At 56.3% G+C, this 26,501-nt stretch carries 21 protein-coding genes and 1 tRNA gene; 5 read left to right on the plus strand and 17 right to left on the minus strand.

Going from position 1 to position 26,501, the window contains the following annotated elements; translation table 11 throughout:
• Window positions 1-4 precede the first annotated feature (4 nt).
• The gene (locus PHACT_RS14605) at window positions 5-994 is read left to right on the plus strand and encodes an FAD binding domain-containing protein (RefSeq protein ID WP_070119022.1); all 990 of its coding nucleotides are present in this window, start codon (window positions 5-7) and stop codon (window positions 992-994) included.
• Window positions 995-1,060: 66 nt separating this feature from the next.
• On the opposite strand, the gene PHACT_RS14610 is transcribed toward PHACT_RS14605, so the two are convergent.
• The 13 genes from PHACT_RS14610 to PHACT_RS14670 form a co-directional block, all read right to left on the minus strand.
• The gene (locus PHACT_RS14610; RefSeq protein WP_070119023.1) at window positions 1,061-2,596 is read right to left on the minus strand and encodes a DUF4153 domain-containing protein; all 1,536 of its coding nucleotides are present in this window, start codon (window positions 2,594-2,596) and stop codon (window positions 1,061-1,063) included.
• 76 nt (window positions 2,597-2,672) lie between these two features.
• Complete coding sequence (locus tag PHACT_RS14615; RefSeq protein WP_083264688.1) at window positions 2,673-3,062, minus strand: winged helix-turn-helix domain-containing protein; 390 nt, start codon at window positions 3,060-3,062, stop codon at window positions 2,673-2,675.
• A complete protein-coding gene (locus PHACT_RS14620) occupies window positions 3,052-3,663 on the minus strand; it encodes a hypothetical protein (RefSeq protein ID WP_070119024.1) in 612 nt (203 codons plus the stop codon). Before PHACT_RS14620 ends, PHACT_RS14615 begins: the two co-directional genes overlap by 11 nt.
• Before the next feature lie 146 nt (window positions 3,664-3,809).
• Window positions 3,810-4,895 (minus strand): molybdenum ABC transporter ATP-binding protein, encoded by a 1,086-nt coding sequence (gene modC / locus PHACT_RS14625; RefSeq protein ID WP_070119025.1) that lies wholly within the window; start codon window positions 4,893-4,895, stop codon window positions 3,810-3,812.
• Entirely contained in the window at window positions 4,892-5,578 is a 687-nt protein-coding gene (modB, locus tag PHACT_RS14630; RefSeq protein WP_070119026.1) for a molybdate ABC transporter permease subunit, read from the minus strand. Before modB ends, modC begins: the two co-directional genes overlap by 4 nt.
• Window positions 5,571-6,326 (minus strand): molybdate ABC transporter substrate-binding protein, encoded by a 756-nt coding sequence (modA, locus tag PHACT_RS14635; protein WP_070119027.1) that lies wholly within the window; start codon window positions 6,324-6,326, stop codon window positions 5,571-5,573. Before modA ends, modB begins: the two co-directional genes overlap by 8 nt.
• The gene (locus tag PHACT_RS14640; protein WP_070119028.1) at window positions 6,323-7,135 is read right to left on the minus strand and encodes a TOBE domain-containing protein; all 813 of its coding nucleotides are present in this window, start codon (window positions 7,133-7,135) and stop codon (window positions 6,323-6,325) included. Before PHACT_RS14640 ends, modA begins: the two co-directional genes overlap by 4 nt.
• 181 nt (window positions 7,136-7,316) lie before the next feature.
• Window positions 7,317-8,141 carry a class I SAM-dependent methyltransferase gene (locus tag PHACT_RS14645; protein ID WP_070119029.1) on the minus strand — a complete coding sequence of 275 codons (825 nt, stop codon included), beginning with the start codon at window positions 8,139-8,141 and terminating at the stop codon, window positions 7,317-7,319.
• A gap of 75 nt (window positions 8,142-8,216) precedes the next feature.
• Window positions 8,217-10,238, minus strand: coding sequence for an acetyl-CoA hydrolase/transferase C-terminal domain-containing protein (locus tag PHACT_RS14650; RefSeq protein WP_083264689.1), 2,022 nt, complete (start codon window positions 10,236-10,238; stop codon window positions 8,217-8,219).
• On the minus strand, window positions 10,235-11,770 hold the full coding sequence (locus tag PHACT_RS14655; RefSeq protein WP_070119030.1) for a GTPase: 1,536 nt from the start codon (window positions 11,768-11,770) through the stop codon (window positions 10,235-10,237). Before PHACT_RS14655 ends, PHACT_RS14650 begins: the two co-directional genes overlap by 4 nt.
• The gene (locus PHACT_RS14660) at window positions 11,757-12,935 is read right to left on the minus strand and encodes a YcjF family protein (RefSeq protein WP_169819492.1); all 1,179 of its coding nucleotides are present in this window, start codon (window positions 12,933-12,935) and stop codon (window positions 11,757-11,759) included. The genes PHACT_RS14655 and PHACT_RS14660 overlap by 14 nt, the downstream gene beginning before the upstream one ends.
• A gap of 113 nt (window positions 12,936-13,048) precedes the next feature.
• The gene (locus tag PHACT_RS14665; RefSeq protein ID WP_070119031.1) at window positions 13,049-14,647 is read right to left on the minus strand and encodes an isocitrate lyase; all 1,599 of its coding nucleotides are present in this window, start codon (window positions 14,645-14,647) and stop codon (window positions 13,049-13,051) included.
• A gap of 62 nt (window positions 14,648-14,709) precedes the next feature.
• Window positions 14,710-16,899: a malate synthase G gene (locus PHACT_RS14670; protein ID WP_245730822.1), complete on the minus strand. Its 2,190-nt coding sequence runs from the start codon at window positions 16,897-16,899 to the stop codon at window positions 14,710-14,712.
• Window positions 16,900-17,076: 177 nt separating this feature from the next.
• Between PHACT_RS14670 and PHACT_RS14675 the strand changes: the two genes are divergently transcribed.
• Window positions 17,077-18,651, plus strand: a complete 1,575-nt coding sequence (locus PHACT_RS14675; protein WP_070119032.1) for a DUF3612 domain-containing protein — start codon at window positions 17,077-17,079, stop codon at window positions 18,649-18,651.
• A gap of 13 nt (window positions 18,652-18,664) precedes the next feature.
• Here the strand turns inward: PHACT_RS14675 and PHACT_RS14680 are convergent.
• Together PHACT_RS14680 and PHACT_RS14685 are read right to left on the minus strand one after the other, a co-directional pair.
• Window positions 18,665-18,749 (minus strand) — tRNA-Leu (locus tag PHACT_RS14680).
• A gap of 99 nt (window positions 18,750-18,848) precedes the next feature.
• Complete coding sequence (locus PHACT_RS14685) at window positions 18,849-19,628, minus strand: methyl-accepting chemotaxis domain-containing protein (RefSeq protein WP_070119033.1); 780 nt, start codon at window positions 19,626-19,628, stop codon at window positions 18,849-18,851.
• Window positions 19,629-19,852: 224 nt separating this feature from the next.
• On the opposite strand from PHACT_RS14685, the gene PHACT_RS14690 reads away from it, so the two are divergent.
• Window positions 19,853-20,440: a superoxide dismutase gene (locus PHACT_RS14690; RefSeq protein WP_070119034.1), complete on the plus strand. Its 588-nt coding sequence runs from the start codon at window positions 19,853-19,855 to the stop codon at window positions 20,438-20,440.
• Between the two features lie 106 nt (window positions 20,441-20,546).
• On the opposite strand, the gene PHACT_RS14695 is transcribed toward PHACT_RS14690, so the two are convergent.
• Together PHACT_RS14695 and PHACT_RS14700 are read right to left on the minus strand one after the other, a co-directional pair.
• Window positions 20,547-21,131: an outer membrane beta-barrel protein gene (locus PHACT_RS14695; RefSeq protein ID WP_070119035.1), complete on the minus strand. Its 585-nt coding sequence runs from the start codon at window positions 21,129-21,131 to the stop codon at window positions 20,547-20,549.
• 124 nt (window positions 21,132-21,255) lie between these two features.
• Complete coding sequence (locus PHACT_RS14700; protein WP_070119036.1) at window positions 21,256-23,205, minus strand: CASTOR/POLLUX-related putative ion channel; 1,950 nt, start codon at window positions 23,203-23,205, stop codon at window positions 21,256-21,258.
• A gap of 228 nt (window positions 23,206-23,433) precedes the next feature.
• Here PHACT_RS14700 and PHACT_RS14705 point away from each other — a divergent pair, with 228 nt between their 5' ends.
• The gene (locus PHACT_RS14705) at window positions 23,434-23,847 is read left to right on the plus strand and encodes a hypothetical protein (protein WP_070119037.1); all 414 of its coding nucleotides are present in this window, start codon (window positions 23,434-23,436) and stop codon (window positions 23,845-23,847) included.
• A 42-nt stretch (window positions 23,848-23,889) separates the two neighbouring features.
• The gene (secD, locus tag PHACT_RS14710; protein ID WP_070119038.1) at window positions 23,890-26,469 is read left to right on the plus strand and encodes a protein translocase subunit SecD; all 2,580 of its coding nucleotides are present in this window, start codon (window positions 23,890-23,892) and stop codon (window positions 26,467-26,469) included.
• Window positions 26,470-26,501: the final 32 nt, after the last annotated feature.

Below are 26,501 nucleotides of genomic sequence, written 5' to 3' on the forward strand. Positions count from 1 at the left end.
AATTATGCCAGCTTATGACAATATGCCAGCTATGGAGCTCTACCAGCCGGTACAGGTTGAAGACGCTCTATCTCTTGCCTCCCGGCTCGCGGACAGAGGATGGTTGCTCGGTGGCGGTCAGGACACCTACGGGTGGATAAAAGACCGCGCCAAGCGTCCGGAAGCACTGATTGACCTGAACGGCATCGAATCGATGCGCGGTATTCGGGAAACCGGTGACGGTATTGAAATCGGTGCCTTGGCGACACTGACAGAAATCTCCAGTAACCCAATGATTCGCGAGCGTTACGAACTGCTGGCAAAAGCCGCTGCAGCCGTGGCAAGCCCGCAGATTCGTAACGTCGGCACCATTGCCGGCAACGTGTCGCAAGACGTGCGTTGCTGGTACTACCGACGCGGCCTGGATTGCTACCGTGCCGGTGGCAACCTGTGTTACGCCGATACACCTGAAGGCCAGAACCGCGAACATGCACTGTTCAACGCCAGCCGCTGTGTTGCGGTCACTCCAAGTGACACTGGCCCGGCGCTGGTAGCACTGGAAGCACAGATGGTCATTAATCGGGACGGCGGTCAACGCGTTGTATCCGCAGAAGACTTTTTTGTGGGTCCCGCCATCAATATCACCCGAACCACCGTGATGGAACCGGGCGAAATACTGACCGCTGTTCGCATCCCGGCAAAATGGGCCAATGCTGAATACTTCTACGAGAAAGTGGCAGACCGCAACGTCTGGGACTTCGCTCTGGTCAGCATGGCCGCCGTCATGCGTACCGAAGGTGGCAACATCCAGGAGTCACGCCTTGTGTGTGGCGCTGTAGAATGCACACCACGTCGTCTGCACTCGGTTGAGCAGGCCATTCAGGGCCGCCCACGCAACCAGGCGACTGCCGACATGGTAGCAGGCATGGCCAGCGCCGGTGCCCAGCCGCTGACCCACAACCATTACAAGATGCCTTTGATGGACAATCTTGTACAGCGTGTGCTGACAGCGTAAGCGATTCAAAAAACCCGGTAGCTGCAATACCCTTTGCAGCTACCGGGTTTTTTTGTGCCCGGCTTTTCAACACACCTTAAAAATCCCGACACCTTGCCGGGGAATGACGCTGGTCATGAATTCATCCAGTTGCTGGTCAAATACCCGTCTCAGTTTATCTCTGTTCAGATCTACCTGACGCTGCGCTGCGACACGACTTGCGTTCCACTGCCGCCAGTCCGTCGCGCTCTGCTCAACAGACCAGGCCTCAGTCAAAAACCTGCCCAACTCACATTGCACCTGGTCTGGAAGGTCATCAAACATTGTCAGCACTACCGGAACCGCATCCGCCCCCAGGCGCCTCAGATAGGTCACATCAACCTGGTTATCACCGGACACCAGTGCTCGCTCCAGATTGGTTTTCGCGACCCATGCAGCCGGGTTCATGAATCCCGCAACCAGCAGCAATATCATGCCAAACACGACCGAGCCAAACGCAAAACCCTGCGGACACCCGCGCAGCACCGTCATCACAAACCCCACCAGGCTGCCCGCAAGCCACAACATAACCCCCAGCGCCAGCAGCCGGTCCATGGTCAGCCCGAACGCGTCGACGTACAGCAACAGGCGCTGCAAGGCTGAGATCATGATGATCAACACCAGCAACACCATGATTGCAGCCAGTGGTCGATAGTAGCGTAAATCGCAACGTAATCCGGACATGGCCAGTAACAGCATCAGTGTCAGCCCCGCGACCACCAGCATCTCAAAAAAACCACGGCGTGCGTATTCGGCCAGCGTCAGACCACTGGTCTGCTCGATTATGCTCTGCCCACCAAACAGGTAACCTGCCTGTAGCACCACAAACACCAGAAACAGCAGTACCAGCGAACCCATGATGATCAGAGTTTCTTCGCGACCCAGGCTTAAGGTCTGGGATACCTCGACCTGACCCGGATCAGGTTTATGTAGCGCCATGGCCAACAAGCCAAAAGCCACAATTGACATCAGTGTCATGGTGATCAGGTGCTCGACCGCCATGAATGAAAACACCTGTGACACTGTGGACAGATAACCGTCGAAGCGCGCATCGGCGGAGGCAAACAGCAGAGCAAACACCAGCAGCATCGGCGCCGCCAATAGCAGACCTTTGATCACGCCGCGAACGCGACTGCGCGGCAACAGAGCCGGGTCAACATCGCCGGCCGCATACCGCAGTGACAACAGAAACAATAACGGCAAGCGAAGTGTTGTCCATGGATAATCGAGCACGCTGATACTCCGGCTGTTGATTGCACGATGTTGCAACAGCCAGTTGACGCCACAACCCAGCAGCACCAGTAGCATCATCGGTACCAGCACTGGCGTTGCCCTGTAGCTCAGCAGGAAGGCCGCCGCCAGTGCAAACACCGACCAGTAGATTTGCCATCGCGACTCCTTTTCAGAGCGAACCAAAAAATGCACAGAGGCCAGCAATATGACCATCCAGCACAGGAAGCCGACACCTGTCAGCCCTTGCCGAAGTATCAGCTGGTCGGCAGCAACACCCAGCCCAACGGCCAGCGGCACCGCCAGACTTGCCCGGCTGATACCGGTTGATGATTTTATGTCAGTGTCAATCATGCTCTATCGCCTCCTTTTTAATTATCTATAAAAAGTACTCTTCTATACAAAGTTAGTAAGCAAATAAAAAGCAACCCTATTTTTTCATGGCCGCAATCAACGCCTCCATGTGCGCGACATATTTATTTAGTGCCCTGCGACCGGACGCGCTGAGCCGGTATTCCGTTCTCGGCATACGTCCATCAAACCCCTTGCTGCACTCGATGTAACCCGCCTCTTCCAATTTGCGTGCATGCGTGCTCAGGTTGCCATCAGATATCTGAAGCAGCGCCTTCAGCTCGGTAAAACTCATGGACTTGTGACTGGCCAGTGCACTCACCAGCCCCAACCGTGAGCGCTCATGGATCAGCTGATCAAGGTCACCACTGCTGCGCTCCCTGGCGCCTCTGGCCGGAGCGGCGGTTTTGTTTAACACAGCGTCAGCCCGGGCCGATGCTGCCTTGCTGATTTTCCGACTAACCGCCATGATATCTCCATATCCAGAAACCAAACACGATGTGCAGGCCACCAAAACCCAGCGCCAGCATCAGGTTCGCTGGCAGCGCTGTCAACAATACCCCTGCGGCCAGGCCCATAAACAGTGCGCCCATGACCGGGATTGCGCGCACCGACCAGACCCCTGCCGTCATCACGGCAGCCCCGTACAAGCCAAGCCAGATACCGGGCAACAGGCCTGTGCGGCCCTGCAAAAAAAACGACAGGGTCAGCAAACCACCGACGCTCATAGTGGGCAGAAACGCCAGGAACAATTTGCGGCCACTGGCATTAAAAACCGATTTGCCCTGCTGGGCGGTCTTGCGCAGCAGCAGGCTGAACGCAATGGCGGTGGCGATTACCAGTTCCAGCATCCATACCAGAAGCCAGTAAGCATCGTTCGATTGCTGCTCCGCCAGCCATGCCGCCAGCAGCGCCGTCACGCCGGCACCCATATAACCCATCCCTGACACACCGGTAAACACACTGGCGCCTTCCATGGTGTCACGGATAAAGCGCAGATTGTCCTCTGCCCGCTGGTTCAGAGACACCGGAGAAGTCGATGCGTTTTTTTTGCTGTCGATTTGCTTCATCAGGTCAGGGCTTTGAGTTTACGGCCTTCAATTTAGCACAATGCAAAGTACTTTACCTTGCAAAGCATAATTGTCAACAGGAAAATTCTGATAGCTGCGAAGGACCCTCGCCTGTCTCCCGCACACTTCCTGACCAGGCAACCTGCTCAGCGCATCAGCGCCACAGATTTGATCAGAGCAAACACACGCTGACCTGCTGCCAACGCCAGTCGTTGCGCAGACCAGGGAGTGATCTCAATCAGCAGTGTCTGTCCGTCCTGCATAAAGGTATCCAGCAGGACCCGGTTGCCCGGCAGATCATGTAATTGCCTGATTGTCACCACCAGGTGATTGCGGATGCTGATACGGGCCGGATCGTCCAGCGCAACGCTGACATCACGGGCCAGCACGCGCAGCCGCGTGGTACCGGTGCTGGTCTGAGTGCAGGTGTTGGCATCATCGGGTGCCTGCACCCGCAGCTGTGAGCCTTCTGGGCCAAACAGCCGCGCGCCGTGTTCGTCGGCAATCCCCAGCTCACCTTCCAGTACGGAGGATGGGCCTTCGTCAGCAAACAGAGGCGAGTCCGGTTTTGCCATCGCCTGCTGCAACGTACACAAATCGTCAACGCGTCCATCACACATGAACATCACACGGTCTGCCAGGCGCTGTACCTCGTCCGGTGCGTGCGTAATCAACACCATCGGAATACCGGAGGCCTGTGCCAGTCGCGACAGAAATGGCATAATTTCGCGTTTGGTCTGCGTATCCAGGGCCGCCAGCGGTTCATCAAGTAATAGTAACTGAGGACTGCACAACAGTGCCCGCCCCAGCGCCACGCGTTGCTTCTGTCCCCCCGAGAGCGCATCAACCGGGCGCGACAATAAGGACTCCAGACCCAGCATGGCGCTGACTTCCGGCAACTGCAGGCGCCGTAGCGTCGATGGTGTGCGTTTGTAACCATAAAGCAGGTTACCGGTCACTGACAGGTGAGGCAGCAAACTGGCTTCCTGGAATACCAGGCCCAGCCGGCGCTTTTCCACTGCTACCCATTGTGAGTCGTTCTGCCAGCACTCATCACCAAACCATACCTGTGCGCCCCTGACCCGCTCCAGACCAGCGATAATGCGCAACAAGGTGGTCTTGCCGCAACCCGACCGTCCAAACAATGCAGTGACGCCCTGCGCAGGCCACCGGGTATCGACGTCGAGTCTGAAGTCGCCGCGCTGCAGTTGTGCTTTTATCTGCAGATTCATACTTTGGCCACCTGAAACCGGCGATTGATGCTGTACACAACAAACAATACCGTAAACGAGAACACCAGCAGCAACAGCGACAGCCGGTGCGCGGCGACATAGTTCATGGCCTCCGTATGCTCATAGATCAATATCGACAACACCTTGGTTTCACCAGGAATACTGCCGCCCAGCATCAGGATGACGCCGAATTCACCGACCGTATGGGCAAAACTCAAGGTCGCGGCAACAATAAAACCACCACGGCACAGTGGCAGAATGACGGTGAAAAACCGGTCCAGCACGCCAGCACCCAATGATGACGCCACCTCAACATGGCGTCGGCCCAGATTGTTGAACGCCTCCAGCAGGGGTTGCACGGCAAACGGCATCGAGTACAGCACCGATGCCAGCAAAATGCCTTCAAAGCTAAAAGCCAGATGACTTAGCCCCATGCCCTCCAGGGTACTGCCGACCGGGCCACGGGGACCAAGTGCCACCAACAGATAAAAGCCTAATACTGTCGGCGGAAGCACCAACGGCAAGGCCACCACCGTCTGCACCACCACACGCAGCGCTGATCGGCCACTGGCCAGCCACCAGGCCAATGGCGTGGCAATCGTCAGCAATATCACGGTAGTAAAAAAGCACAGGGTCAGCGTCAGCCGGATCGCCTGCCAATCGGTGGCGCTTAACTCAAGCATCAACATCAAATCCGTTGTCACGGAACACAGCATGAGCGGCCGGTGTCGACAGGAACCGGGCAAAAGCATCGGCCACGACATTATCGACGCCACGTTGGGTCACCACAAAACCCTGCGCCAGCGGCTGATGCAGCGCAGCGTCGATCAGGGTGTAGCCGCGCGCTGCCAGTTCCGGCTGCATCACCAGCGACAACGCAATGATACCGACGTCTGCGGCACCGGATTGCGCCATCTGCGCAACCTGGGCGATATTCTCGCCGAACACCAGCCTGTCTTCGACCTCATCCCATACCCCGGCAGCCTGCATGGCTTCGCGGGCACGTTGGCCGTAGGGCGCCACCGCGGGCTGGGCGATGGCAATTCGACCGATTCGGTCCGCGCCCAGATCCTGCAACGTCAAAACCGAGGCATCAACGTTGGCACTCCACAACACAATCCGGCCATAGCCATAGACGCGTGGTTCGGTTGTGGCGGCGTTCTCGTCAGCAAGGCGTTGCGGAAACTCCATGTCGGCAGACATAAAAAGGTCAAAAGGCGCGCCGTTCAGGATCTGCGCAGTCAGTCGGCCCGATGCACCGTAAATAATGGAGATATTGTGTGCAGGATTATCCATACGATACGCCGCAACCAGATAATCCAGTGTGGGGCGCAATGACGATGCCGCAGCAATCGTCATTTGCTGGGCCGCTGACACCGAACTCAACAATCCAACAACAATACTCAGCAGCGTGACCTTTACACTTTTCACGAGGTGATCCCAAGAATGATATGTGACGCCTTGATCAGCGCACAGACCTGCGTGCCTTCAATCAGGGCAAGCTCATCCAGACTCTGCCGTGTGATAATCACCGCCAGAGTATTGCCACCGGCCAGCGCCAGGACCACTTCGGCATTGACTTCACCAGGCACTATTCGCGTCACGCTGCCACACAGCCGATTGCGCGCGGAGGTGCGAGTCGTGTCTTCGGCCAGCGCCAGAATGATCCATGAAGCCTTGATGATGGCCTGCACTTCACTGCCGGGCGCCAGCGCCAATTCCTGGGCACTTTCACGGGTGACAATGGCGTGCAGGCTGTCACCGCCGGACAGGCGCACGTTGACCTCGGAACTGACACCACCATCAAGCACACTGTCAACGGTGCCCCAAAGCACATTGCGGGCACTGCTTCGCATATTCAGCCTCCTCATCACGGCCAGGGACTTGTCCAGGTCGCCTTCCGTCTTCAACTGATTCATGAAACGGGCCTGCAAAACCTGCAGACGCTTCAGATCATCAATCACTTTTGTTCCGGCAGCGCTCAATTGCGCGCCACCGCCGCCGTGCCCACCATGCTGACTCTGGACGAGCACTGTGCCGGCGAGGTTATTCATGGCGTCCACGGCATCCCAGGCCGCCTTGTAGGTCATGCCAATCGCTTTGGCGGCGCCACTGATCGAGCCACACTCAGCAATCGCCTTTAACAACGCCAACCGACGAGGCGAAATCTCCCCGGCATCAGTGGCCAGTGCGAACGGCGCCCTGAACTCACCGACCGGATGGGTATCGTGCTTGTGCATGGCAAACCTTGCTGCTGGACATTGAGTGGTCTTGATATGTACTCAAGTATATTTTGAGAAATATGATATATACCTGAGTATATATTGCAAGCCCAGTTGATAGTGTTGACAGTGATTTACCACGTTGTGGGATACGGAAGAGCACAACTGCCCGCCTGTATCCCGGTGTCACTCGCTGGATTTACTGCGGTTTCATGAATTTGAGTGTCATGCGATCACTCTCGCCGATGGCCTCATAGCGCTCTCGATTTTCATCACCCAGACGCAATGTCGGTGGTAATGTCCATACGCCGCGCGGATGGTCAGCGGTATCACGGGCGTTGGCATTGATTTCCGATGCCTCGACAAATTCAAAGCCAGCCGCTTCAGCCAGCTCGATGGTGTGTGCCTGCGTGACATAACCCGTGGTTTCCATCACTTCCATGCTGCTGCCTTCTGGCGCGCGATGTTCGACCACGCCCAGCACGCCACCGGGTTTAAGTGCGGTATAGAAGGACTGGAAATGCTCTTCCTGAGTGCCCGCCATAATCCAGTTGTGCACGTTGCGGAAGGTCAACACCAGGTCGGCAGAACCGGCGGGTGCGATCTCCGTTTCCGCAGGTGGATTCAGATGCGTCACCCTTGTCTGGTCATAAACCTCGGAATTGGCAGACAGTTTTTGACGAAAACGCTCCAGCGCCGGCGGTTGGTAGGAAAGGCTGGCATTGGCAGAGAAGTGCGCTGCATAGTAGGTACCGTTGTCACGCAAAAATGGCGCCAGTATCTCGGTATACCAGCCCGCCCCGGGCAGAACTTCCACCACAGTCATGCCTTTTTCCAGCCCGAAGAATTGCAGCGTCTCGACCGGGTTGCGGGCATCATTGCGCTCAATGTTGGCAGCCACTCGATGATCTGCTGTGATCAGAGCCTGCAGCTCACCGGCATCATCAGCCAGCGCGGGACCTGCCGCCAGTGCCGCCAGCAACGCGATCGGGCGAGAAAATCTGTACGAAACAGTGGAAACCATAAAAAACCTCCTGGGTCAGTGTGTAAAATTCTCGGTCGACTTATAGTTCTGCCTTTTGATTAGCCGTTCTTTAACTTAATCAGTCTGTTGCGTTGCACCGCCGCCCTGCCCCGACGTCTTGGTCAGGGCGAAGATCAACATTCGCTTTTCAATCCAGGCGTTAATGCCTTTCGGAGCCTGCAGCGACATACGCGCCAGCAACGCGTCCTGATCTGCCACACCACGGGTATTCAATACTGCTCTGAGCAAGGTTGTCAAACGGGCCGGCAACGTGGTGGTCATGCCTTGCAGCTTCTTCAAGGCCCTGGCCAGTACCATCTCGTGCGCGCTAAAGTCGTGACCAAATGGAAAGGCTGGGAACAGTCCCTCGTTCTCCGGTTGCGCCAGCAGATGTTTAATCCGGTTCGGCGTATTTTCGCGCCAGTGCTCCGGCGGGTCAAAGTCTTCAGCAATTTTCCCGGCCTCCTTCGCCTGGGCCAGCAACGCCGGTTGAAAACGCGCATCGGCCACAGCAATCATGCGTCGATAGACCTCCTCGTCAGGCTGCCCTCTGAGGTCGGCGATACCATACTCAGTGATGACGATATCTCGCAAATGTCTGGGAATGGTGCAGTGACCATAGCTGAAGACAATATTTGACTGAACCTTGCCGTTTTTTTCACGTGTGCTGCGCAGGGTGACGATTGAACGGGCGTCAGCCAGCTCATGCGCCATGGCAACAAAATTATATTGCCCACCCACACCACTGATAACACGGCCGTCTTCAAGACCATCAGAAATGGCCGCGCCATCCAGGGTATGCATCAGTGCAGTATTGATAAACCGGCTATGAATACGTTGAGCAACCTTCAGACGTTGATTGCCATAACGATGATCAAACAGGTCGTTTGTAAAGTTGACACTGGTCATACAGATCAGCTCACGCTGTGCCGGCGTCAATTTATGCAGCCTGTCGTAGAATGCCCGCGAGCCCAGAAAAAAGCCGCCATGCATGACCACGCCAGGCGACCCGGCGGATAAATCCGTCAGTGCATCATTGTCGTCGCTGTTTATTGCCTCCTGAAGCGCGGCGTCCTCATAAACGTTGCGGGTCAGGATGCCTGCCTCCATCAGATCCAGGAAACCTTCCATCATCATTTCACTGCAGCCGTAGAGGCCTTTCACGAATGGCCCCGACCCTCCACATTCGCTAACACCCGGGCAACGTCTGTCGATGTCCAACTGATGATACAGACGCACCCAATCGGCATTGTGACTGTGTCGAAGGATAGTGCTGTGCACCAGCGCTGTTCCCAATGAGCCGATGCCAACCTGCAGTGTGCCGCCATCCCGTAACAGCGTGCTGGCGTAAAAACCGATCAGATGATCCTGTTCGCTGACGGACGTCTGTGGTACTGAGAACAACGGGTAAGCACCGGTTGCGTCGTGCAACACCACATCAAACGTCTCTGCCGATACCGCAGCGTGATGCCCCATAAAAGGTAGCGCAGCATTGATTTCCGCCACCAGCGCGATCGGCGTACCGTCTGCTTCGCGTTGCCGCAACAATGGGATAAGGTCGAGCGTCAGGTCCGGATTACTGCTCAGGCTGAGCAACTCGTTATCAGCGTTATTGATTGCCTCAGGGTCAGGTGCCACCATCTGTGCTACAACATTCAGTCCCTGCGCCATCAGGTCGCGCACGGCATGAGTATAGTTGCTGCAGACATAATCACGTTGTTGCTGCGACTGGCTGACAAAACTGCCTGCCTGAAAGAAAAATTCAGACACTTTCACGTTGTCAGGCAGATTCCCACTTGCTGCATCGCGAACATAGTCGAGCGTCGGCACATTGCCAAAAAGCCGTTGCGTGAACGGTTCCAGAAACCGTTTCTCCATCGACGAACCCGCCTTGGGCACAAGCAACGACAGCCCTGTCACAATATGCAGATTCAAGTCGGCTTGCTTGCAGGCACGCTGGTACAGCGCATTGGCAAGGCGCACGGGTTTGCCCACCCCCAATGGCAATCCCAACACAATTCGGTTACCGACCCTGTCAATGATGGCCTGTACAGCGGCGTCAACGTCTGTGACTCGCATGGGCGCTACCTCAGTCATGACCTGCTTCCTTTGCTGACCCGTCTGCCGGCCATTTTGAGGCCCTGTTTGATACCCCGGCCGCCTTTTCGCAGCTGGCTGCGCAGCCGCCCCTCACGGGCCACACCCTCAACCCGGCGTCGGTTGCGTTGCACGCGTCTTGCTTCCGGCAATTCAGCATGCAGCGTATTGCTGACCACGTCCAGATTCCAGGCGGCTGCGCCAACGCTGACCGGCACGACCTGCAGACCAGACATGTCCTTGCCAATCGCCGTTGCCGCTGCTGCAATGGTGGTCTGTTCGGCAGCCGACGGTTGCCCCTCGGTCCCGATCAGCTGGTCCATGGCGGTGGCAACGATCAATGCAACAGGTTTGCGACGTCGCGGGTGAGATTCAAACCAGGCATCAAATTTTTGTTTTAACTGCACATCCGGATCGCGCGCGGGGCGATTGGCTCGGATGACCCAGATGACCAGATCAGCCTGTGTCATTTCTTTCAGCATCTGCTCAAGGTGTTGCGAGGAGCCATCAAGGCCTTCGCTGTCCAACAAATAACAAGGCGTGCCGTCCAGCTCAGTCTGATAAGTCACCAGTCCCGGCGTAGTTGCTGCAGCATCGGTTTCTGCGTCTTCACGCGTCAACAATGCATTGATCAGCGTTGATTTGCCGGCACTGGTCTGACCCACAAACACAATACGCACCGGCAGATCAGGCAGGGCCATGCGCTTCTGATCTGCGCGGGTGTTGGCCAGCGGGACCTGCATCAGTTCATCGTCGGTAAAGCGGAGACGGCCAGAGTAAAGCTCGATGGCAGCAAAGGCGACTTCTTCCAGCAACACGGCCTGCAGGGCACCCAGCATATTCTCGGTGACATAGTCCGAATTTCCGCCCGCCACCAATTGCTCCAGTTCCCGTAGCACACCGGCTGCCGGGTTGAAGGCAAAGCGCGCCATCCGGCTACCACCATGGGCGACTTTCCAGAGTATGTTGGCCCGATCGCGCTGGCGCCAAAGCCAGTACAGGGTCGCCAGTGAAATCTGGTCAGAAAACGGTAACTTGCTCCGCAGATGGGCGCGATAACGCGACGCTGTTGACTCCAACAGCAACAAGGCCTCCGGCAGGGTAAAATTCAAGGCACTTTTGTTTTTGCCATCCAGGCCTGAGGCCACCTGGTTGACAACATCCAGTGCATGCTCCGGCAAAGACTCCCAGGGCAGTGAGGTGCGTGTGAGCGCGGAAATATGCTGACTCACGTCAGTGAAAACCGCTTTCTCGGTGGGCAGCCAGTCGGGGTCCGGCGCTACCGCCAGATCAGCAGCGATGGCGTCTTCCTCTTCCCTGCTGTGCCAACGTTTCCGCAACAGATTGCGCAGCGTCAATACCACAATACTGATCAGCAGACTGGCGCCAAAGAACCAGAGAATGGCGTTCTGTTGCAGCAACCAGACAAAACCCAGCAACATCAGCAGGATGAAGGGCGAACCCAGCACAAACACGACCAACAGATGATCCCAACGCAGGAAGGCTCGCTTCAACTTGTCACGTCCCTTCACGGCGAGCCCTCCGTAGCGCGTCGGTGTACAGGGCCCTCAGTTCCTCCGGATCTATGGCAAGCCCAAGCTGGGTACGGTGCAAATAAAAGGCAGCGGCACGACCCAGGGCATAGGTAGCAGCAAAACTGATGGTACCGGACACGGCAGCGCCCGCCGTCTGACCATATACCGGGATCAGCTTGGTCAACTGGCGAACAGCGTAGCTGGCGCCAAACCGGAACGCGGCACTGGCGCCCAGCGCCAGCGTGAACTCAGTCATGCGAACGCGGGTCCAGCTCACCTCATAGATCTTGCCAAGTGTTCGCAACATGGCAGCCTGAAGGGAGGGCACCGTGACAGCACCGACCACCGGTGCAACATCCGAGGCGCCAGCAGCACTGGCATACCACAGTACCCGGGCGCGAACGTCGGCAAAGGCATTGCGCTCGGCATCACGGCGCTCCTCTCCTGCCAGCAGCAACGCCACGTCCGGCATGATGCCTGCAAGATGGGTGATTAACGAATCAACGCCGGACTCTGACGCAGGTACCTGTCCTGGTAACAGTATGGTTTCGATACTCGGCAGCGTCTGTCCGGCCGCTTTCTCGAATAACTGCTGGGTCTGGGCGCGCGCGCGAAACCGGGCCTGCTCCTGTGGCAGCAGATCGGCGCCGTTGTGCACAATAATGATGGGAGTTCCGGATCGGCGCTTACGCACCGCAGCGATGGCCGCAGCAATCTCAGCCTGCACAGGGTCGTCCAGACGTGCGACTGCAATCAGAACATGACTGCCCTTGTCACAGGCATGCAGGTCCTCTTCCGGATCATAACCAGTCTCACCCAGGCCCCGGGTATCAAGGAATCGCATGACCGGCAAGTCATGCGGAAAATCAAGCATACTGGCCGTGCGAGTGCAGGGTTCAAAGCCATTACCTACCCGCGCCGCGCTCAAACCAGTCAATGCCTGGATCAAGGAGGATTTGCCAGCGCCGGTTTTACCCAGCAACCAGATCACCGGCAGCGTCCGCCCTGCCCATTCTGCCGCGCTCTGCAGGCCAGGCGCCGGTCCGGCAGGGTCGTTTCCCTGCTCTTGCCCGGCGCCCCCTCTACTGCGAGTGCCCTCATCGATGCCATTGTCATCGCCCTGGGCAAGCAGCTGCCAGAGCCGTTCAAAGTATCGATTCATCCGTGGCCCCTGATTGCACACCATTTTGTGGCTGTGTACATGTCGTACACTGATGCCTGATGGCACCAGTATACGCAGGGATAGCGTCGTGTTTCCAGAGTTCGGGCAGGCCGTCAGCCAAACTGATTCATGGTGTTGTCTTTACCCGACGCTTTCAGAGCATTGCCGCCAGAGAAATACTCCTTGTGGTTGTCGCCAATGTTGGAGCCCGCCATGTCCTGGTGCTTGACGCAAGCCAGACCGCGACGAATCTCCTGGCGCTGAACTTTGCGTACGTAAGCCAGCATGCCCTGTTCACCAAAATAGTCTTTCGCCAGGTCATCCGTTGACAGTGCAGCGGTGTGATAGGTCGGCAGTGTAATCAGGTGATGAAATACACCTGCGACCCGGGCAGCATCGCGCTGGAAACTCTGAATACGGGCGTCCGCTTCCTGTGCCAGGTCACTTTCATCATACTCAGCATTCATCAGATTGTCGCGCTGATACGGGGTCAGGTCCCGTCCTTCTTCCGTCCACGCATCGAACACCTGCTGACGGAAGCTCAGGGTCCAGTTAAACGAAGGGCTGTTGTTGTAAACCAGTTTGGCTTTGGGTTCGATCGCACGAACACGGTCCACCATACAGGCGATCTGCTGCAAGTGCGGTTTCTCGGTTTCAATCCATAGCAGATCCGCGCCATGCTGAAGCGAGGTAACACAGTCCAGCACCACGCGATCAACGCCAGTGTCCGGTTTGAATCGCACCAGGCCATTGGCCAGACGTGTTGGCCTGATGTTGGTATCGCCACGACGTAATAACATGTCGCCCGATTCCAACTGATCCAGCGACGTTATTTCTTCGCCGTCAATGAAAGCATTGTACTGATCATTTAAATCACCCGGAGTCGATGAAACCGGGATCTTCTGGGTCAGGCTGGCGCCAAGCGAATCTGTACGCGCCACAATCACGCCATCTTCTACGCCCAGCTCCATAAAGGCATAGCGTACGGCATTGATCTTGGCAAGAAAATCTTCGTGGGGCACAGTCACCTTGCCATCCTGATGGCCACATTGTTTAGCGTCAGACACCTGATTTTCAATCTGGATACAACAGGCGCCCGCTTCGATCATTTTTTTCGACAGCAGGTAGGTCGCCTCTTCATTACCAAAGCCGGCATCGATATCTGCAATGATGGGGACTACATGAGTCTGGAAGTTGTCGATTTTATTCAGTGCCGCCTTCTGCGCCACCTGGTCTCCGGACGCACGCGCGGCATCCAGGTCCTTGAACAGATGATTCATCTCCCGCGCGTCAGCCTGGCGCAGAAACGTATAGAGCTCTTCGATCAGTGCCGGCACCGCCGTTTTTTCATGCATGGACTGGTCTGGTAACGGGCCGAACTCGGAACGCAAAGCAGCAATCATCCAGCCCGACAGATACAGGTAGCGCCCTTTGGTACTCTGAAAATGTTTCTTGATGGAAATCATTTTCTGTTGACCGATAAACCCGTGCCAGCAGCCCAGCGACTGAGTGTACTGAGCCGGATCACGGTCATAGGCAGCCATGTCGTCACGCATGATGCGGGCGGTGTATCGGGCAATATCAAGTCCGGTCTGAAAACGGTTCTGCAAACGCATGCGTGCGATATATTCCGCGCTAATACCGTTCCATGCCTCTCCCTGAGTCGCCAGTGTGCGAGTGGCCTGGTCCATCTGTTGCTGATAAGTCGTCATCGTATTTTCCTCATTAATGTTTAGTGGTGTATGTGTTTTGTTATGTTCCGTAAACTGGTTGCTCAGGGCCGGGCTTTGGCCAAGCGGCGATAGTGATGCAGGGTGCGTTCGGTGTATCCATTGGGTTGCGCCTGACCGTCAAAGATCAGCGCTTTCGCCGCAGCGAACGCCAGGCTGCCATCAAAGTTCGGACTCATGGCACGATAGCCGGGAGCACCCTGGTTCTGTTCATCCACAACGACGGCCATACGCCGCATGACACTCAGAACCTGATGTTCACTGCAGATACCGTGCAGCAACCAGTTGGCGACATGCTGGCTGGAAATGCGTAAGGTGGCACGATCTTCCATCAGACCAACCTGGTTGATGTCGGGCACCTTGGAGCAACCGATACCCTGGTCAATCCAGCGCACGACATAACCCAGAATGCCCTGAATATTGTTTTCCAGTTCGCGGGCAATGACGTCATCGCTCAGACCATGTCGCACGGGTAAAAGCGGGATGCTCAGGATATCCGCCAGTGCGGCCCGTTCGCGCGAACGCAGGGCCTGCTGTCTCACCAGTACATTGACTTCGTGATAGTGCAACGCATGCAGCGTGGCAGCCGTAGGTGATGGCACCCAGGCGGTAGTGGCTCCCGCGCGCGGATGGGCGATTTTGTTTGTCATCATGCCGGCCATGTCATCAGGTATTGCCCACATACCTTTGCCAATCTGCGCCCGACCTGGAAAACCACAGGCCAGCCCGACGTCGACATTGTTGTCTTCGTAGGCGCGGATGCAGGGTTCATCCTTGAGCCGGGTTTTGGGCAAGAACGCGCCTGCGTGCATACTGGTATGAATCTCGTCGCCGGTGCGATCAAGAAAACCAGTATTAATAAACACCACCCGTTCCCTGGCAGCCGCAATGCAGGCCTTCAGATTGACGGTGGTGCGCCTTTCCTCATCCATGATGCCCAGTTTGATGGTGTGACGGGGCAACTGCAGCAGTTCCTCCACGCGATCAAACAGAGTTACGGTAAAGGCGACCTCCTCGGGGCCGTGCAGCTTCGGTTTGACGATGTAGATGTTGCCGCAACGAGAGTTTTTCAGCGCACCCGAATCGCGAAACTGCAGCGAAGCGATCAGCGCAGTCACCACCGCATCAATGATGCCTTCCGGCACCGGCTGATGATCAGCGTCATGCATCAGCTCACTGTCCATCAACAGCCCCACATTACGAATCAGCATGAGGGCACGACCCGGTAACTGACCTTGCGTTCCATCGGCCGCAGTAAACGTTTTATCCGGGTTCAGGGAACGCTGCCGGGACTGCCCGCCCTTGCTAACCTCGGCAATGAGGTCACCGCGTATCAAGCCAAGCCAGTTGGCATACACCTCAAGTTTGTCCTCTGCATCAACAGCAGCGACTGAGTCTTCGCAATCCATGATGGTGGTGATGGCCGACTCCACCCTGATATCCTGAATACCCGCCTGTGCGTGGCCGCCGAGGCTGCCATTGCGATCAAAGACAATTTCCACGTGCAGTCGGTGATTGCATAGAATGAGTGAGTCGGGTTGCTGATGCGCCCCCGTCAGGCCTGTCCATTGCTCCGGCTGGCGCAGCCCCGTACAGACGCCATTGGTCAATTCAACAACCAGTTGTGCATCTTCAATCCGGTAAGCGGTGGCCTGCTGATGCGAGCCGTCAATGAGCGGGAAGGCGCGATCAAGGAAATCCCTGGCAAAACGAATGACTTCGGCGCCCCGGCGTGGGTTGTAGCCATCGCCAGACGCCAGCTCTCCTGCATCAGGAATCAGGTTACTGCCATAAACAGCATCGTACAGGCTGCCCCAGCGCGCATTGGCAGCGTTGATGGCGAATCTGGCATTCTTGATCGGCACCACCAGCTGAGGACCGGCAATGTGGGCAATCTCGTCATCCACCGTTTGGGTCGCAATGGAGACAATCTCCGGTTCTGGCTGTAGATAACCAATCTCTTCCAGAAACGCGCGATAGGCCTCCGCATCATGTGTCCGACCCACGTGTTGCTGATGCCACTGATCAATCTGCAGCTGCAGATGGTCACGTTGGGCCAGCAATGCGCGGTTGCGCGGTGCCAGTTCCGCCACCAGTGCGTCAAAACCCTGCCAGAACGCTGTTGCATCCAGGCCGGTCAATGGCAGTACCTGCTCGGTGATAAACTGGTAAAAGCGCGGATCTGTGGCGCTTTGCGTTGGTAAGGCTGTTTGCAGTTGTGTCGCTGTTTGCATGCCAATCTCCGTTTCCACCTGATCCATACCGAGGATGTTCAGGCCGTTTGCTTAAGACAGGCGTAGTGTATAGAATCGATATATATAATTTCACAATAAGAATTTCACATTGTTAATTTTACAAAATGCAGTTCCTGTCATTGCGATGACACGATTCGGCCTTAGGGGTGAAATATCATGAGAAGTCATGCCAGCCTGATGCGACAGTCTCACTTTCTTGGCACCAAAATCCGCAACCTGCGCAAGCAGCATCATCTAACGCTGGAAGACCTGTCTGCCCGCTGTATCAAGGTGGACCCCGAAGCCGCACCGTCGGTGTCCTATCTTTCGATGATTGAACGCGGCAAACGGGTCCCGGGCAAAGACATGCTGGCCATCATTGCCGAGGTGTTTCAGAAAGACAGCACCTGGTTCATGGATGATGCCCTGCCGCAGACAGCGATCACGCCAGTAAAGTCCGGTCACGGAGGCATTAGCGGCATGGCACTGGAACCTGGCTTTCTGTTCAGCGACAACATACTGCAGATCGCAATTCCGGAAATGCTGGCGCAGACCGGCACAACTGGCCGACAGTTCGCTCATCTATTGATACGCGCGCACCAGGAACATCATCGCAACCACTTCCCTGATCTGGAGCGCGCGGCGGAAAATATTGGCCTTAAACGCATGCCACTGCAGGTGGATGAAATGCTGGCTATCGTCGCCAGACTGGGTCTCACCATCAAATGGTTTACCCGGGCGCCCCAGGATGTTCTGGATGAAACCGGCAACCACTCAAAGAGCACTGTTCGTTCCTTTTTTGATCCGCCCGGCACCCTTTATCTCAATGAACTTCTGAAATCGGAACCGTCGCGGCTCAAGTACGACCTGGCGCTGCACATCGGGCACTGCACGCTGCATGACAAGGACGGATTAAAAAGTGTGTTGCTGGCGGGCAAGAACCGGAGCAATGCCGGTAGCGCAGCCGGCGCCCAATCCTTCGAACCTGATGCTCAGGACATTCTGGCAGCATGGCGGGACTTTGAATGCAGCTTTTTTGCTGGCGCCCTGCTCTGCCCAAGGATTCCGTTCCGGCAGTTGCTTGAACGCAACAGTTACGAAGTTAACGTGCACCAGCAACTGGGCGTGTCGCCTTCCGTTGTCATGCGCCGCATGACTGCCGTATCGTCCTATCCACATTGGCACTATTTTGATGCGTATCCACCCGGCACCCTCAAGGCCGTCTATCGTGGCAACGGCATTCCCCTGCCCTGGGGCAATATGCGGCTGGTGGAAGATCCGTGTCAGAACTGGGCGGTGTTCCGCATGATCAATCAAGACAACGCTGGCACCAGCGCACAGATTTCGGTGCTGGAGAGCAGCAAGGGGCCACGGATCTACTGCTGCGAATCGGTCAACGTGGAAGATATGGCAGGCAATCCGCACGTCCTGTGTGCGGGTATTGATCTTAATCCGGTGCTTGATACTCAGGGCCGGCCCGCCAGCGAACTCGCTGCCAGCCTGAAGGAGGTCTGTGTCAGAGGAGGTGGCGATGCCGACATACCTGCGGCCATCCGTAAGGACCTGCTCAGCGCTGCCGGCATACTCAATATTGGCTGGATACAGCGTGGCATCAACAACCCGGCACGGGTGATCTGCTCACGCGGATCAGTATGTCCACGCACGCCGACCTGTTATCCGGCGACTGATTCGCCGGACACACTGACGGTGATGGAGAGAATGCAACAGGCAATCAGGATCGAGTGTTCGTAGCCCTGATTAAAGATGGTGCGGACGGGGAGACTCGAACTCCCACACCTTGCGGCACTGGAACCTAAATCCAGCGTGTCTACCAATTCCACCACGTCCGCCTGCGATACCGGGCACTGCTTCGTCAGCCATCTGTCAGCGTCAAGAGCCCCGGTGCGAGGAGCGGCGCATTATACCCAGTAAATGGCCGCCTGTCAGGCTCAGTTTTCGCGAACGTCCTCAATTTGCTGCTGCAGCCTGAGTACCGTCTGATTAACCTGCAAGCGATAGGCATCAATCGCTTCAACCGCTTCTTCCACCCGCATCAGGCGATCGTTGAGGCCGCCAGAAGTGCCTTCTGCCGTGCTGATTTCCGCACGCAGATTAACCACATCCTGGGCAACACCCCGCACTTCCTGCACCGTGGTGTTCAAGGTGGTCAGGCGAGTCGCCAGCGCTTCCGATGCCTGACGCAAGTCGGCAACGCTACGGCGCGTTTCTTCAACCAGATTGGTGGTTTGCACCAGCCGCTGGGTGGTTTCTTCAACGGCAGTGAGGTTTTCCTGAGAGCGCGTTTCGGTTACTGCGACCCGGCCGGTAAGATCCGTGACGCTGGCGTTGGTGGCGTTTCGCGCCGCCCACAGCTTGTCAATTTCGGAAAAATTAAAATCTATGCGTTCAATGATGTTGCCCGTGGTTTCCTCAGCGGAATCACCCACCATCGCCAATCGACGCTCCAGATCTGCCAAACGGCTGTTGGCCTGATCCAGGCGCCGCAGGTTTTCCTCATACGCCGTGTAGGCCAGACCTGCGCCCGCCGCAATCGCCAGTGTGAGCAACAGCAGCATGATCCGCACCGGCCAGGTACTGACTTTGATGGTTTCGGCATAACTGACAGGTTTCACCAAGTCCGGTTGCCGCCGGGAATGCTGACGGTCTGCTACTTCATCCCGGTCAGGTACCATTGACGGGATATCCCCCAGCTCATCGTTATTTCGCATCGTTCATTTCCTCAATGCCTTGCTGCACATGCATTACCAATGCCCTGTATTGTAGACGCAATGCAGTACCGGCGGCAAAGCCTGTCTGCGGCGCGGGCTACTGCCGAGCCGCTGGCAAACACAAACGTCTGTCGCAGAGCCTTGCCTTGAACTATGGTCCGGAGTGATTTATGCTAAAAAGCTGAATTTACGTGACTATCAATCAATGATTTGTCGAGGTTTGTATGAAATTAGAATTACCCGATCTGCCTTATGCTGCCAACGCTCTGGAACCGCATATGTCTGCGGAAACACTGGGCTTCCACCACGGCAAACACCACAATACATACGTGGTAAAAGGCAATGAACTCCTGGCTGATGCCGGTGTTGATGCCGACAATCTGGAAGATCTCGTGCGCGCAACCGCGAAAGTCGGCGGTCCGCTGTTCAATAACGTTGCGCAAGTGTATAACCACAACTTTTTCTGGCAAAGCATGAAACCCAGCGGTGGCGGCATGCCAAGCGGCGCCATTGCTGACAAGATCAATGCCGATTTCGGCAGCTACGACGACTTCAAGAAAGAGTTTAGCGCGGGCGGTGTTGGTCAGTTTGGCAGCGGCTGGGTCTGGCTGGTGCTCGATGGCGGCAAACTCAAGATTGCCAAAACGCCGAATGCGGAAACGCCACTGACCACCAGTGCCAAACCCATTCTGGTGTGTGATGTCTGGGAGCACGCATATTACCTGGACTACCAGAACCGTCGGCCGGACTTCCTGGCTGCGTTTCTGGACAATCTGGTCAACTGGGATTTTGCCAACCAGAACCTGGCCTGATTTTTCGGGCTCAAGCCCGAAAAACGCTTACTAAAAAGCCGACCTGCTGATAAACAGGTCGGCTTTTTTTTATGACATTGTTAATAGATCGCCCTGCGCGCCAGCATCAGAAGTTCAGGCGCAGTCCCAGACCCATGATGTCATCGTCATCATTGCGGCTGTATGTCAGCATGCCCGACAGCGCCGGAAGAAACTGATAGACCAGGCCAGCGTCCAGCGCCGTATCCCCATCGTCCTCACCCAGATCGGTATGTTTGGCTGCCACATACAGCTCCGCTTCGGGGCTGAGGTTCATGCGGGCACCCAGCTCAAACTGAGCACCTTCACTGTCATCGCCAAATACAAAGGCGCCAAGACGTCCACGTACATCGTATTCGATGTGACTGACGGTACCGTAGACACTGGCGGTCTCATTGCGACCGAAAATGAAACCCAGGCCGACTGACGTGATGTCACCCTCCAGGTCAGCTCCGATGCCATCGTCGTCCTGGTCAAGGTCTGTGAAACTGGCTACGGCAAGAAATCTGTCAATAAATTCCAGACTGGCTTCGACGCCAAAACCGTCGACCTCAACCTCGCTGATCTCACCCTGCAGGTAAGCGCCTTCGATATAGCTATAGTCTGACGCATCCGCCAGCGCCAACCCTGGCATCACCAGACCCGCAACCAATAACATTTTGATAATCTTCATTAATCCTCTCCCTTTCATCCAGAAACACAGTTCAGTCAGCCATCGAGTCTGGCCGCGCCGAGAGTATAGCAGAGCGCCCGCCGCGGGCGTATACAGTGACGAAACCACTTGTTGTCCTGAATTCCTACAGAGTTATCAGAGCCACCACCTGGTCGCCCGGAGCCAGGTCCATGGCTTTGGCCCGAACCGGGTTAAGTTGCAGACGCCTGCCGGACGCATCCGCGTTGGCGCGATAAATGCCCAATGCCGTTTCGCCCAGGGCCGCTGCCTTGACCTCGAATTCGCCGAAGCTGGCCTTTGCCTGCAGGTCATACTCACCCGGAGCATAAAACTGTATTTCAGCACCATGCGCGGTGAACAGTTCGTCATAAACCAGTCGCAGTTCCCGGCGCAGTGTCACCTGGGACAGCATGTGACTGAGGATCATGGGACTAATGATGGTTTCGCTGCTGTTGCTGACCAACAGGTCTTCGTTTGCAGGGTCACTGAGTTCAAGCAATATCTGTGGCTGCCTGCGCTCATCCTGCAGTATCTCCTCCAGCACCAGATAACCAACAATTGCGCGGGCGTCAGCCTCTTCACCGGAGCTCAGTCGGTCACTGCTCAACAACACGATGCTGTCGTAACGTGCCGGGTTCAGACGGCGCAGTTCACCCTCTACCATGTAGTCGGCTTCGATATGGTCGCAGCTTACACGGGCGGCAATCTCACTGTAACGGCCTATCTCGGCAGTGCGGTTGTCCGCCGGGACGACGGATACCAGGTCTACATCAAACTCATAATTCAGATAACTCGCCAGCTCGGAAATGATCGCAGGCACCCGTCGATTCCAGCCCAAAATCAGCAGGCGTTTACGAGTCGTCGGCAGGGTTTGTGCATCTGGCAGGGTCGCCACCCGGTTGACCCGGTGACCACTGGGCGCACGCGCTGCCGGTTCGGTTTCGTCAAACGATTGCGCCATCAACACCAGCGCGTCTGCCGATGTCAGAATCTCATCCGAAGCCACATTCAGGTGGGTGCGTAATTCGCCGTCAGCACCGGGACGCAGCAGACCAAACATGATGGCATAGGGACAGCGGGCTTCAATTTCCGAGATCGCCAGACCGGCATAAGGTGCTGCCGGCCTTATGTACAGTTCATTGCCGGCATGTGCTGTCAGAAGCTCTCCGTAGAACTCCGACAACCCCGGATGAATGATGTTCTGCGCCAGCAATCGACTGATGGTGGCATCGCCGGCAACAACTTCCAACGGCCCAGGGTAGGCACGGGAGGCTACCGAAAACTTGCGAACATCTTCAACTTCCATAACCACAAATGGTAGCGGCTGCTTGCGTTCTCGCGCCTGAGAATAAATCGACAACAAGGCTTTCAGTGACTCTACATCAGACGTCACCAGACTGTCCGGGCCATGCGACTCGCTGGGAATGATGACCGCCGCCGCCTGCAGACAGGCAACACGGTGCAGTGCTTCAGGCTGCAGCGGCGAACCACTGCGCAGAATAATATCTTTGCTGCGTTTGCCAATGCCCGGATCGGCACGTAGTAACTGAATCTGTTCCGAAGACACCTGTTCAGACAGCACAACAATCTTCAAACGTTTGATATCGCGCTCTCGCATGAAGCGGCCGAGACGTGATGTCGACATCACCAGTTCGCGCAACAATGGCACCGTGCGGTTGTTCCAGCCAAGAATGACAATGTGGTTCTTAAGCGACACCGGTGTCAAACCAAGTTCAAGGTGTTCCATGATATCGATCAACCAACGCGTCATGATCGCCACCAGAGCGCCCAGAAACACCACATAACCACTGACCGTCAGCCAGGTCGATACGATACGGCGCCAGGTGCCTTCGTCATCACCGAGATAGCCCGGGTCGGTCAGACGCAGGAAGGCCCACCAAACTGCATTACCCAAGTGTTCATCGTACTCCCCCAGCGGCAACACCAGCATGCCGCCAAGCAGGGAAATCAGCCCTATCACCGCCACCACAATCAATAACTGGTAAGACGCACCCTTTACAAACTGGCGCTCGACAAAAAACTTAAGCCGGTCAATGAATCGTAAACGAAACATGCGGGTGGGCTCCTGATGCGGGCATTGTTGTTATCATGATCGCCAGTATAGAAGTCCAGGCCGTCTTGGGCAATGCGCAGGATTTCCAATAAAAACCACGGCATGACAATGCATCGGGTACCGGGTCTGGATTGACAGGCACTTGAAATTCGCTTGCCACCCCCTCATGTCAAGCGTATAAGCCATAGTGTGAGTAACCCAACTATCAAACCACATCACCCATCCCGGATGCTGACTGTCAATGCTGGCCTGCGTGCTTTTGTGTTGGTGTTGTGCTGTCTGGCGGGTGCTTCCGGTTTTGCGACAGGTGATCAACGTTTTGTTGACTCGTCGCTGACAAAAGATGCCTTCCCGATGCAGGGTGCACCGGCACTGCCCGATCAGGAGCAGACAGCGGGTGCTGGCAACAATGTTAATCTGCTATCCCGGCTGTGGCGGCCACAACAGGCCAGACTGTTCACGTTCAGTTTTTCTAACGGTGACGGTAACGAAAGCACTGCTGATATTGCTGTTAACACTGCATCCCCTCATGGCGGGATTTCAAGCGTGGCGGCGCAAGGTTACGCACCAGGCACGCACACGCGTGTGCCGTCCTTCTACTCACTCACCGGCACTCCCCGCGCCCCTCCGCTGACCTCCTGAGACAACAAACTTTTTCTGTTTTTAAGTTTCAGCGAGGACTTTATGCGTGCTTTAACCAAACGTACCCTGTGGTACGGCTGCATTATTTTATTGGGATTTCTCAGCGCCCTGCCTTCTTTCCTGCCTGGCGAAGACCGGCCGTATCTGCCGGACTGGTATGACAGCAATCAGTTCAGCCTGGGGCTGGACCTGCGTGGTGGCTCTCATCTGCTGCTGGCTGTGGACATGGAGGAGCTGCTGCAAAACGAGAATCAGCAAATGGCAGATGTACTCACCGACAATCTGCGTCAGGCTGATATTCGTTACCTGAAACCCAGAGTAGACCAGGGCGGCATCCACATTAGCCTGCGCGACGCCGGCGACATGGACGTACTGACCCAGGTAGCCCGTGACACCCTGGCTGAGAGCCAGAGCGGTGCCCCGGCGTATACCCTTGCTCGTGACAACAATACGCTTACGCTAAGCATGACCCAGGTACATCGCGAGGCGCTGCAGCAGGATGCGGTGACGCAAAGCCTGGATATTGTCCACCGGCGCCTGGATGAAACCGGCATGGTGGAGCCCAGCATTACCCGACAGGGCCAGGACAGCATTGTTGTGCAGTTACCGGGCGTGAGTGATCCACAACGAGTAAAAGAGCTGCTGGGAACCACCGCCCAGATGAACTTTCACTGGCTGGCGGACAGCACATCCACCGACGTAATCGAGTTGCGAGGCCTGGAGGATCGCCCGGAGGACGGCCCAGAAACGGACCAGAGCCCAAGCCAGGTGTACCGTCTGGAGCGGAAAATTGCCATGGAAGGGCGGCACGTACGCAATGCCAACATGGTGTTACAACAGCAGACAGGCCAGCCGGTAGTCAATTTTGTGCTCGACAAAACCGGCGGTCGCCAGTTTGGCGACATGACCCAGGCCAACATTGGGCGGGCATTGGCGGTGGTGCTTGATGACAAAGTGATTACTGCGCCGGTCATCCGCAGCGCCATCACTACCGGTAGCGGAGAAATCAGCGGAGGCTTTAGCGCCGTAGACGCCACCGACCTGGCCATGCTGTTGCGTGCAGGGGCCCTGCCGGCGGCGCTTGATGTAATCGAAGAGCGTAGTGTCGGGCCCAGCCTGGGCAGCGACTCCATCAACATGGGGCTGCTCGCTGGTCTTGTTGGTGCCGCGCTGGTATTGGCCTTTATGGTGACTGCGTACGGCAGTTGGGGGCTGATCGCCTGGCTCAGCCTGAGTGTCAATGTGGGGCTGATCTTTGGTGTGCTCAGTCTGCTTGGCGCCACCCTGACACTGCCCGGTATTGCCGGCCTCATACTGGTCATGGGCATGGCAGTGGACGCCAATATCCTGATCAATGAACGCATCCGGGATGAATTGCGCCAGGGCAAAACGCCATGGTTGTCATTGGACAATGGTTTCCGCAAAGCCTATGGCACCATTATCGATTCCAATATCACAACACTGATCGCCATCAGCCTTCTGTTTACCATGGGTTCAGGTCCGGTGCGCGGATTTGCGGTCACCATGGGCATCGGTCTGTTGACGTCGTTGTTCACCTCGGTGGCGTTCACTCGCGTGCTGATGGAGTGGCGCATACGCCTGTCCGGCAAGAAAACGCTGTCTATAACCGGTCTGCCGTTGTTTGACCGGTTGGCTAACAAATTCAGCAGCGGCAAACAGGTCATTAATTTCATGCGTGCCAGTGCCGCCGGTCTGGTGATATCTGCGATTCTGTCAGTGGCGTCAATTGCCCTCCTGGTATATCCCGGCCTGGATTTTGGCATTGATTTCAGCGGGGGCGCCCTGGTCGAAATCAAGGCACCTGACACGTCAATCGAACAGTTACGCAGCAGCCTTGTCAATGCCGGACTGCCTGATATTTCAGTCCAGGAAACTGCCAGTGCCGGCGGCAACGCCATCGCCAGCGACACCTATCAATTGCGCCAGGCGATTCAGGAAGATGCCGACAACAGCCAGGTGATGAACAACATGCGTGCCGCCGTGTTGCAGGCTGCGCCAGATGCCGAGTTCCAGCGTACCGACATGGTGGGCCCACGTGTCAGTGGTGATTTTGCCGACATGAGCATACTCGCAGTCCTGCTTGCCGGCGCAGGCATGCTGTTCTATTTATGGTATCGCTTCGAAAACCACTTCGCCGTGGCAGCGGTTATCACCATTGCCCTGGACCTGACCAAAACTCTGGGTTTCTTTGCGCTTAGCGGAGTGGAATTCAACCTGACAGCAGTGGCCGCACTGCTTGCCCTGATAGGGTACTCGGTCAATGACAAAGTCGTGGTTTTTGACCGGATTCGGGAAAATCTGCATGCCAAACCCGATCAGGATCTGGCGAAACTGGTCGACCGGAGTATCAGTGCCACCTTGACCCGAACCGTGTTCACGTCCGGCAGCACGCTTGTCGCTATCCTGCCCATGGCCGTGGCCGGGGGCAGCGCGGTGTCCAGCTTTGCCTTGCCCATGTTGTTCGGCATCATCATCAGTACCAACTCGTCGATTTTTATCGCGGCACCCATTGTGCTGAGGCTGGGCCGACGGCGGGCCAATCGCGGACTGGGGCAGCTACATGCGCCTGTGTCGACTGACACGGTCACGACACGGCCCTGACTTTTCAGAGCATCCCTGATCAGACTGTTAAT

Source organism: Pseudohongiella acticola, from assembly GCF_001758195.1.
Classification (GTDB): Bacteria; Pseudomonadota; Gammaproteobacteria; order Pseudomonadales; family Pseudohongiellaceae; genus Pseudohongiella; species Pseudohongiella acticola.